This is a genomic window from Acidovorax sp. (assembly GCF_027492855.1).
Classification (GTDB): Bacteria; Pseudomonadota; Gammaproteobacteria; order Burkholderiales; family Burkholderiaceae_C; genus Acidovorax.
The window spans coordinates 1-9,778 of the sequence record NZ_JAPUDY010000055.1 but is presented as its reverse complement, the minus strand read 5'-3'; the positions used below and the strand labels follow the sequence as shown (position 1 = coordinate 9,778).

The window sequence follows — 9,778 nt, the reverse complement described above, 5'->3', positions numbered from 1 at the left end:
CCCTGGCCAACCTCGACCCGCCGCACCAGACCGACTGGCTGCACACCATGCGTGCGCTGGTCGATGCCGGTGGCACGGTGGTCAGCGTTTTGCACGAGGTATCGCTCGCGCTGCAGGCCGACGACATGGTGGTGATGGCGGAGGGCCGCGTTCTGCACCAGGGCGCCTGCGATGCGCCCGACACACACGCTGCGCTGGAGCAGGTGTTTGACAACCGCATCCAGGTCCGGCACCTGGACGGCATGTGGATGGCGCTGCCATCGTTGCGGCGCAAGAACAACTAGGGGTCGGCGTGAACCACTTGAGCCGTTCACGCTGAGCGTAGTCGAAGCGCCGCGCAAGGCTTCAACAGGCTCAGCCCGAACGGGTGGGTCAAGTTTAAAGATGCCATTTCAGTAACAAGTTCAGGGAGTGAAAACATGAATATCGAATCGGGTTTTTCGCAGGTCGCGCAGTCGCTGCTGTGGCCAGTGCTGGTGCTGGTGGGGCTGGCGTTTGTCTATGCCCTGTGGTCGGGCGGCGCCACGCTCATGGAGGCCTGGCAGCGCTGGCGCCAGCCGCAGTACCGCTCGCTGCGCGTGGCGCCGGGCCTGTCGATGGAAGAGCTGGAGCTGCAACTGGTGCGCCAGGTGGAGCCCGTGCGCCTGCTCAGCCGCCTGTCGCCCATGCTGGGGCTGATCGCCACGATGATTCCGCTCGGCCCCGCGCTGCAGAGTGTGGCGGCGGGCAACGGCCAGCAGGCGCTGGCCGTGTTCAGCGGCGCGTTTGCGGGCGTGGTGCTGGCCCTGGCTGCTGCGTCGGTGGGCCTGGTGGTGTACTCGGTGCGCCGTCGCTGGTTGCTGGCCGAGCTGCTGGTGGTGCGCAAGGAGCGTGGGGTGGCGCAATGAGCTTGAGGCACCTCAATGTGCTGGCCGAGGACGATGACGACCCGATGCTGTCCGCCGTGAACCTGGTGGACGTGTTCCTGGTGCTGGTGGTGGCGCTGCTCACGGCCGTGGCCGTGCAGAGCCAGACCAGCGCCAACGAGAGCGTCACCATCATCCGCAACCCCGGCCAGCCCGACATGGAAGTGGTGGTGCGCGAGCAAGGCAAGGAAGTGCGCTTCAAGGGCGCTGGCAGTGCCGCGCAAGGGCAGGGCGTGCGCGCGGGCGTGGCCTACCAACTCGAAGACGGCAACATCGTCTACATCCCCGAAACCGGTGCGGCGCCCGCAGAAGTGGGCGTGGCCGACCCCGCCAAGCCATGACGGCGCTGATCCTGCGCGCGGCACTGTGGTGCCTGCTGCTGGCTGCGCCGCTGGTGCATGCCGCACAGGCCGACAAGGCCGCGCCCGTGCTGCTCTGGCTCACCTCCGACATCACCACCGCCCCGCGCACGGCCATGGTGCAGCGCCTGGCTGTCGAGGCGGGCTTGGGCTTTGCGCACATCGACTACCCGCTGGGTGGCCCGGCGGTGCTCGATGCGGCCCAATCGCAGAAGCTGCAGCATGCGCTGGCAACGGCTGCGCTGGTGTGGGTGGATGCACCGCATGTCAGCGTGGAGGCGCGCCTGCGGCGCATGGCGGGGCCAGATCTGGATGCCCGCGCTGCACGCACTCCTGGCCGCGTGGTCTGGGTGCCTGCTGGCAGTCCCGCCACCGACCTGGCCGCGCTGGATGCACCGGCGCGCATGGTGGCCTACCTGCAGGCCGGTGGCCCGCGCAATCTTCAAAACGCCATGGCCTTGGCACGTGCCAGCGTGGCGGGCACGGCCCTGCCCACCTTGCCTGCGCCTGAGGTGCTGCCCGCCCGTGGCATCTACCACCCCGATGCACCAACCCTGCTGCCCAGTGCCGCAGCGCTGGAGTCATGGCGCCAAGGCCAGCCCGCGCTGCACGGTCTGCCCGCCGTGGCCGTGCTGGTGCACCGCCACCATTTTGTCGATGGCAGCACCGAATGGCTCGATGCCTGGCTGCGCACCTTCCGTCAGCAGGGCCTGTTCGCCTATGCGGCCTTTGGCCAGCAGGTCTCGGCGCAGTCGCTGGCTGAGGTGCTGGAGTTGCCTGTCTCCAGCGGCACGAGCGGCCCCGGCCGCTTGCATGCATCCGCGCTGGTGTTGCACCAACTGGTGCCGAAGGCTGCGGCGCTGCAACCGTTGCTGACCCGCTGGGGCGTGCCGCTGTTGGCCACCCAGCCCTACCGCACGGGCGATGCCGCCGCGTGGGAGGCGAGCTCAACGGGGTTGTCGCTGTCCGACGTGCCGTTCTATCTGGCGCAGCCCGAAGCGGCGGGCGCCATCGACCCGGTGTTGACGGTCGCCCACGGCGCCGAGGGGCGCGACTACCGCCTCATCGAACGCCAGGCCCAGGCCGTGGCCGCCAAGGCGCGGCGCCTGATTGCGCTGCAGACCAAGTCCGCCGCCGACAAGCGCCTGGTGGCCATGGTCTACAACTACCCGCCGGGCGGCACGAACTTCGGCGCTTCGTTCCTCAACGTGCCGCGCAGCCTGGAGCAGGTGTCCGGCGGCCTGGCCCAGGCGGGCTACCGCACGCAGCAGGTGCCCGAGCAGGGCTGGATCGACGGCCTCAAGCCCCTGCTCGCCGCCTACTACCCCGGTGCCGATGTGCGCGCGCTGCTGCAAAACGGACAGGCCGCTGCGCTGCCGCTGGCGCGCTACGAGCAGCACCTGGTTACCTTTCCGAAGGCCGTGCGCGAGCGCATGAACGCGCACTGGGGCCCGCCCGGCCAAAGCCGCTATGTGGTCGATTGGCAGGGCGAAAAGGTGTTCGCCATCCCGCGCCTGCAGGTCGGCAAGCTCTCGGTATTGCCCCAGCCCCCGCGCGAAGAAACCCTGCGCCTGGGCCAGAACCCGTTCATGCACAAGTCCAAGGCGCCGCTCTCGCACCATTACCTCGCGGTATACCTGTGGGCGCAGTTGGAAGCCGATGCTCTCATCCACTTCGGCACCCACGGCACGCAGGAGTGGGCAGGTGGCAAGGCGCGTGCGCTCGATGTGTTCGACGATGCCTTGCTGCCCTTGGGCGACCTGCCCGTGGTCTACCCCTACATCGTGGACAACCTGGGCGAGGCCCTCACGGCCAAGCGCCGGGGCCGTGCCGTGCTGGTGAGCCACCGCACGCCCGTGTTTGCCCCGGCGGGCTTCGAGGCGCGCATGGCCCACATGCACGAGGTGATGCACGAGTGGGAAACCGTGGACGAAGGCCCCACGCGCCGCGCGCTCGAAAAGCAGTTGGTGGCGCAGTTCGTGGAGCACCAGCTGCACCGCGACCTGGGCTGGAGCGCTGCGCGCATTGCGGCCGATTTCAACGGCTTCCTCGAAATCCTGCATCCCTATCTGGACCAGCTCGCGCAAAGCTCGCAGCCCAAAGGCCTGGCCGTGTTCGGCCGCGTGCCCGCGCCCGAGCAGCGGCGCGAGACCATTCTGCAAGCGCTGCGCAAGCCGCTGATCGAGGCGCTGGGTGAGGACATCGACGAGGCCTTTTTGATCAAACACGATGCAGTGCTGGCCGCTCGCCCCGCGCGCTGGCTGGAGCTGGCGCTGGTGGACGCCGAGGCCGCGAGCAAGTTGGACCTGCGCCCCGCGCTGCCGACGCAGGCAGCAACGCCGGGTGCAGCGACGGCATCCGATGTGGTGCGCGCCGAAGACCATGTGCCCAACCGCGCCGCGCGCAAGCCGGTCGACACACCCGCGCTGCTGCAACTGGCCCAGCGCGCGCAAGAGCTGGAGCGCCTGCTGGCCACCGAAGGCGAGATGCCCGGCCTGCTCGCCGGACTGGAGGGCCGCTACCTCACGGCGGCCTACGGCGGCGACCCCATCCGCAACCCCGACAGCCTGCCCACCGGCCGCAACCTCACGGGGCTGGACCCCAGCCGCTTGCCCACGCGCCAGGCCTATGCCGTGGCGCAGACGCTGTTCAACGACTGGTTCAAGGACTACCAGGCGCGCCATGGCGGCCAGGCGCCGCAGCGTTTGGCGCTGTCGCTGTGGGCGGGTGAGACGCTGCGCCACCAGGGCATCATGGAAGCCCAGGCCCTCGTGGCACTGGGCATGCGCCCGGTGTGGGACGACTCCGGCCGCCCGGTGCGCGTGGAGACCATCGCCACCGATGAACTCAAGCGCCCGCGCGTCGATGTGCTCATGAGCATCACCGGCTCGTACCGCGACCAGTTCCCCGCGCTGATGGCGCTGCTCGACCGCGCCGTGGCCCAGGCCGCCACGGCCGAGCCCGGCAATGTGATCGCGCGCAACACCGTGCAGATCGGCCAGGAACTGCGCAAGAGCGGCGTGCCCCGCGCGCAGGCCGAGCAACTGGCGCGAGTACGCGCGTTCGGCAATGCGGTGGGCGACTATGGCACCGGCCTGTCGGACGCGGTGCAGAGCGACGGCCTGCAAACCAACGACGCGCGCCTGGGCCAGATGTTCCTTGAGCGCATGAGCCAGCCGTATCTGGAGGGCGAGCCCGTGACCGGCGTGGCGGGCGGCACAGCCGCGAAGGCGCTGGGCGCGCACCTGCGCCGCACCGACGCCGCCATCCTCTCGCGCAGCTCGCACCTGTACGCCATGGTCAGCTCGGACGACCCGTTCCAGTACCTCGGTGGCCTGTCGGCCGCCGCCCGCGTGGCGGGGCGCCCGCAGGGGCTGGAGCTGCATGTGGCCCAGCTGCAGGATGTGGGCGAGCCCACCACCGAGACCGCGCAGCGCGCCATTGCGCTGGAGATGCAGTCGCGCTACCTGCACCCCGGCTGGCTCAAGGCGCAGAAGGCCGAGGGCTATTCGGGCACGCTGCAGGTGCTCAAGGCCGTGCAGTTCGCCTGGGGCTGGCAAGCAGTGGCGCCCGACACGGTGCGCAGCGACCACTGGCAAAGCTTCTATGACGTGCTGGTGCGCGACAAACACCAGCTGGGCCTGCCCGAGTGGCTCAAAGAGCATCCGCAAGCCTACGCCCAGTCGCTGGAGCGCCTGGTGCAGGCACAGCGCCAGGGTTACTGGCAGGCCGATGCCGACACAAAAAAACAGCTCGCGCAGATGTACCAAGAGCTCACGCGCGCAGCGCCGCTGGCAGCCGAGTTGCCCAGCGTGCGCCGCTGGGTGGAGCAGGCCGCGCAGGGCGCAGCACCCACACCCATCGGTATGGCCGTGGCCACGCCGCAGTCGCCCGCTGCCCCCGTGCCGCCACCCCAGGCAGAGACCCCGCCAGCCGCTCCCACCATGCCCGCCATGGGCGTGCTGCTGGAGCGCCAGCCCGAGCGCGAAACCCCTGACGCTGCGAAGGAGCGTACTCCCGTGGAGCGCATGGCTGGTATCGTGGCCTTGCTGGTCATGGCCCTGGTGGTGCTCGCAGGCGCTGCGTGGCAGGCGCGCCGTCGGTCATCGTTTTCCCCGCAGCCACGCCTGGCAGGGCTGTGAGAACACTTTCCTCAGGAACTTTCCCATGCAGATCGAAACCCCGCCCACCGAAAAACGCTACGAAAAACCCGAGGGCGAGCGCCGGGGCATCGTCATCGTCAACACCGGCGACGGCAAGGGCAAAAGCACGGCCGCCTTTGGCCTGGCGCTGCGCGCCCATGGCCGGGGCAAGGCCGTCAAGATTTACCAGTTCATGAAGGTGCCCACGGCGCGTTTTGGCGAGCACCGCATGTTCGAGCAGATCGGCCTGCCCATCGAGGGCCTGGGCGATGGCTTCAGCTGGAAGAGCAAAGACCTGGAACACTCAGCCCAGCTCGCGCGCGACGGCTGGGAGAAAGCGCGTGCCGCCATCCTGTCGGGCGAGCATTTTTTGGTGGTGCTCGACGAAATCACCTACCCACTGATCTACGGCTGGCTTCCGCTCGATGGCGTGCTGCAGACGCTGCGCGACCGTCCCAAGGACGTGCACGTGTGCCTCACCGGCCGCCGCTGCCCGCCCGAGATCATCGAGCTGGCCGATACGGTGACCGAGATGCAGATGGTCAAGCATGCGTTCAAGGCGGGTATTCCTGCGCAGCGCGGCATCGAGGATTGAGTTTTCGTGCCTGATCACTGGCTCCAGCTGCTGTTGCCATCCTGGGGATGGCCCGCTGTCCTTGTCTGGATCGGTGTACCCGTGCTGGCGCTGGCCATCGACTGGTGGCTGGGCGAGCCGCCCGTGGCCTGGCATCCGGTGGTGTGGATGGGCCGGGCGCTGCAGTGGTGGGGCGACAGGCTGGCGCCCACGGCGCCCGTGGCACGTGATTTCAAGTGTTTTTGGCACTCAGCGCTTGTCTGGTGTGCGCTAGCAGCTATTGTTTTGATAGTGTCCTGGATGGCGCAGTCTCTGGCGCTGAGGGTTCACGATGTCTTGGCTGCGGCAGTGCTCGCGCTGCTGCTCAAGCCTTTGCTGGCCTGGCGGATGCTGCACGACGAGGTGCTGGCGGTGGAGGTGGCGCTGGGCCAGTCGCTGCCTGCGGGCCGCGCGCAGCTTGCACGCCTGGTGAGCCGCGACGTGAGCACGCTGAACGCCGTGCAGGTGCGCGAATCCGCCATCGAGTCGCTGGCTGAGAACCTCAACGATTCGGTGGTGGCGCCGCTGTTCTGGTTTGCGCTGCTGGGCCTGCCAGGGGCGGCGCTGTACCGGTTGGCCAACACGGCCGACGCCATGTGGGGCTACCCCGGCATGCGGGGCGGGTACTACTGGCAATGGGCGGGCAAGTGGGCGGCGCGGGCGGACGATGTGCTGTCGTGGGTGCCAGCGCGCATCACGGCTCTGCTGCTCCTGGCGCTGGGCGCCAAAGGGCTGCCGCTGTCCACGTTGGCGCGCCAGGCGCGCAAGACCCCGTCGCCCAACAGCGGATGGCCCATGGCCGCCATGGCGCTGGCGCTGGGCGTGCGGCTGGCCAAACCGGGTGTGTACACACTGCACGCCAAGGCGCGCAGGGCGGGGCCGCTGGATACGCGGCGGGCGACGCGTTTGGGCACGCGGGCGGTGCTGGCCTTGGTGCCTGTGGTGGCGGCCGTCCAATTGTTGGTGGTCCTGATTTTTTCAGCGTGGGTGCAGCCATGAGCGTTCACGAAATCCAGCCCCCATGGGCACCGTTGCATGGTGGCCCGGATGCAGCGGGTATCCCGGTGCATGATTTTTCGACCAACAGCAATGCCTGCGGTCCCTGCCCCGAAGCGCGGCAGGCCGTGCAAACGGCCGACGCCACGCGTTACCCCGACCCGGCTTATACAGCCCTGCGTGAGAGCCTGGGCGCATTCCACGGCGTGGCGCCGGGCCGTGTCGTGTTGGCCGCCAGCGCCAGCGAGTTCATTCACCGCATCACCGCGCTGGCTGCGCAGCAGGGCACGGTGCAGGCCGTGCTGCCCTTGCACAGCTATGGCGACTATGCCCAGGCCGCACGGGTGCGCGGCCTCTCCGTTGCGCGCAGTGCGGACGTGGCGGCGGGCTTGCAGTGGGCCTGCGAACCCTCCAGCCCGCTGGGCCTGGCCGACCCGACTGTGGACGCCTGGCGACAGGAAGGAGAAGGCGCGGCCAGAACGTTGCGTGTGCTCGACTGCGCCTATGTCCCCCTGCGGCTTGACGCCGAAAGCGCCTGGGCCGGTGTGCCACCCGCGCGCATGCCATCGGCCTGCTGGCAACTGTGGACCCCCAACAAGGCCCTGGGGCTGACGGGGGTGCGCGCAGCCTATGCCATCGCACCCGCAGGCTGCGAGGAGCAAGTGCGCGCGCTGGTGGCCCTGGCGCCCTCGTGGCCGGTGGGTGCCCATGGCGTGGCCCTGTTGCAAGCTTGGGCGCAGCCCGTGGTACAGCAGTGGCTGGTGGACAGCCTCAGCACCCTGCGCGGCTGGAAGGCGCGCCAGCAGGCGCTGTGCCTGGATCTGGGCTGGGCGGTGCATGCAGGCAGCCTGGCCAATTACTTCTGTGCGCAGCCCGCCAGCACCACGCTGGCGCACGACCTGGCGGCTTTGCGCGCTGTGGGCATCAAGCTGCGCGATACCACCTCGTTCGGGTTGCCAGGCTCCGTGCGCATGGGCGTGCTGGCTCCTATTGCGCAAGATGCCCTGCGGGTCGCATGGGAAGGGCTGCGGTCTGGCCGTACCATCCCAGGCCGATCTTCAATCGTTTCCGGGGAGACCTTGTGAGAACCATCACCGTCAACCGCTACGTCACGCCGCTGCGTGAAGGTGGCTCCATGCCCGCCGTGGTCGAAGGCGACGATTTGGGCTTGTATGTGCTCAAGTTCCGTGGCGCGGGGCAGGGCGTGCGTGCCCTTTTGGCCGAAATCATCGCGGGTGGCATCGCCCGCGCCATCGGCCTGCCCGTGCCCGAGATCGTGCTGGCCCAACTCGACACGGCCCTGGCGCAAACCGAGCCCGACCCCGAGATTCAGGATTTGGTCCGCGCCAGCGGCGGCCTCAATGTGGGGCTCGATTACCTGTCGGGTGCGCTCAATTTCGACCCGGCGGTGGACAGGGTGTCCCCCGATTTCGCATCGCGCCTGGTGTGGTTCGATGCCCTGGTGGGCAATGTGGACCGCACTGCGCGCAACACCAATCTGCTCATGTGGCACCGCAGGCCTTGGCTCATCGACCATGGCGCTTCGCTCACCTTTCACCATGCCTGGAACGGCGCAGTGGCACAGCCCGCCAAGCCGTTTGCGCCCATTGCCGACCATGTGCTGCTGGCCCAGGCCACGACGCTGGCAGAGGTGGATGCCAAACTGGCGCAGCACCTCACGCCCGAAGTGCTCATGAGCATCTTGACCGACGTGCCCGACGAGTTTTTGCAACTGGCCGGTGCCGAGCATGCCGACGGCCCGCTCGCAACGCCCGAGAGCCACCGCCAGGCCTATGTGGATTACTTTTGTGCGCGCCTGGCCGGGCGCGAGGCCTGGGTGGATGCGCTGAAGGGAGCGATCGATGCACACGGCTGAGGTGTACGACTACGCCATCGTGCGTGTGGTGCCGCGCGTGGAGCGCGAGGAATTCATCAACGCGGGCGTGATCCTTTCGTGCCAGCGCAGCGGCTTTTTGCAGGCCGCTATCGCGCTCGACGAGGCGCGCCTTTTGGCTATGGACCCACAGGCCGACATCGACACCGTGCACCGCCACCTGGCCGCCATCGTGGCCATCTGCGCGGGCGAGCCGGGCTGCGGGCCCATTGCCCAGTTGCCCTACCGCTCGCGTTTCCACTGGCTGACCGCCAGGCGCAGCGCCATCATCCAGACATCGCCCGTGCACACCGGCCGCTGCGCCGATGCGGCGGCGGCGCTTGAACACATCATGGACCGCATGGTCCGCCCACTGCCTTGACTTCAAACACCTCTTCCAAGCTCGCCCGCTGCGTGATGGTGCTGGGCACCACCAGCGGTGCGGGAAAAAGCTGGCTCACCACCGCGCTGTGCCGCTACTACAGCAACCTGGGCTACAAGGTCGCGCCGTTCAAGGCGCAGAACATGAGCAACAACGCGCGTGTGGTGTCGGGGCCTGGCGGCGGCCTGGGCGAGATCGGCAGCGCCCAATACTTCCAGGCCCTGGCCGCCCGCGCCGAGCCTGAGGTGCGCATGAACCCGCTGCTGCTCAAGCCCGAGGCCGACACCCACAGCCAGGTGGTGCTGATGGGCCAGGTGAGTGCAGAGCTCACGGCCATGCCCTGGCGCGGCCGCAGCGAAAAAGTGTGGCCGCAGATCGCTGCCGCGCTCGATGCGCTGCGCGCAGAGAACGACGTGGTGGTGATTGAAGGCGCGGGCTCGCCTGCCGAGATCAACCTGCACGCCAGCGACATCGTCAACATGCGCGTGGCCCGCCATGCCGATGCACG

8 protein-coding genes and 2 pseudogenes are annotated in these 9,778 nt (G+C 68.6%); all 10 read left to right on the top strand.

Annotation, left to right across the window (positions count from 1 at the left end):
- Window positions 1–284 (top strand): annotated as a pseudogene (locus tag Q0105_RS11050) (ABC transporter ATP-binding protein); the annotation flags it as partial.
- Between the two features lie 135 nt (window positions 285–419).
- Complete coding sequence (locus tag Q0105_RS11045; RefSeq protein WP_008906167.1) at window positions 420–887, top strand: hypothetical protein; 468 nt, start codon at window positions 420–422, stop codon at window positions 885–887.
- Window positions 884–1,246, top strand: coding sequence for a DUF2149 domain-containing protein (locus Q0105_RS11040; protein ID WP_298211700.1), 363 nt, complete (start codon window positions 884–886; stop codon window positions 1,244–1,246). Before Q0105_RS11045 ends, Q0105_RS11040 begins: the two co-directional genes overlap by 4 nt.
- On the top strand, window positions 1,243–5,406 hold the full coding sequence (gene cobN / locus Q0105_RS11035) for a cobaltochelatase subunit CobN (protein WP_298211698.1): 4,164 nt from the start codon (window positions 1,243–1,245) through the stop codon (window positions 5,404–5,406). Before Q0105_RS11040 ends, cobN begins: the two co-directional genes overlap by 4 nt.
- Before the next feature lie 25 nt (window positions 5,407–5,431).
- Complete coding sequence (gene cobO / locus Q0105_RS11030; RefSeq protein WP_298211696.1) at window positions 5,432–6,001, top strand: cob(I)yrinic acid a,c-diamide adenosyltransferase; 570 nt, start codon at window positions 5,432–5,434, stop codon at window positions 5,999–6,001.
- Between the two features lie 27 nt (window positions 6,002–6,028).
- Window positions 6,029–7,018 carry an adenosylcobinamide-phosphate synthase CbiB gene (cbiB, locus tag Q0105_RS11025; protein WP_298211712.1) on the top strand — a complete coding sequence of 330 codons (990 nt, stop codon included), beginning with the start codon at window positions 6,029–6,031 and terminating at the stop codon, window positions 7,016–7,018.
- Entirely contained in the window at window positions 7,015–8,100 is a 1,086-nt protein-coding gene (locus Q0105_RS11020) for an aminotransferase class I/II-fold pyridoxal phosphate-dependent enzyme (RefSeq protein WP_298211694.1), read from the top strand. Before cbiB ends, Q0105_RS11020 begins: the two co-directional genes overlap by 4 nt.
- Window positions 8,097–8,891: a HipA family kinase gene (locus Q0105_RS11015; RefSeq protein WP_298211692.1), complete on the top strand. Its 795-nt coding sequence runs from the start codon at window positions 8,097–8,099 to the stop codon at window positions 8,889–8,891. The genes Q0105_RS11020 and Q0105_RS11015 overlap by 4 nt, the downstream gene beginning before the upstream one ends.
- Window positions 8,878–9,270: a DUF3037 domain-containing protein gene (locus Q0105_RS11010; RefSeq protein ID WP_298211689.1), complete on the top strand. Its 393-nt coding sequence runs from the start codon at window positions 8,878–8,880 to the stop codon at window positions 9,268–9,270. The genes Q0105_RS11015 and Q0105_RS11010 overlap by 14 nt, the downstream gene beginning before the upstream one ends.
- A 35-nt stretch (window positions 9,271–9,305) precedes the next feature.
- Window positions 9,306–9,778 (top strand): annotated as a pseudogene (locus tag Q0105_RS11005) (cobyric acid synthase CobQ); the annotation flags it as partial.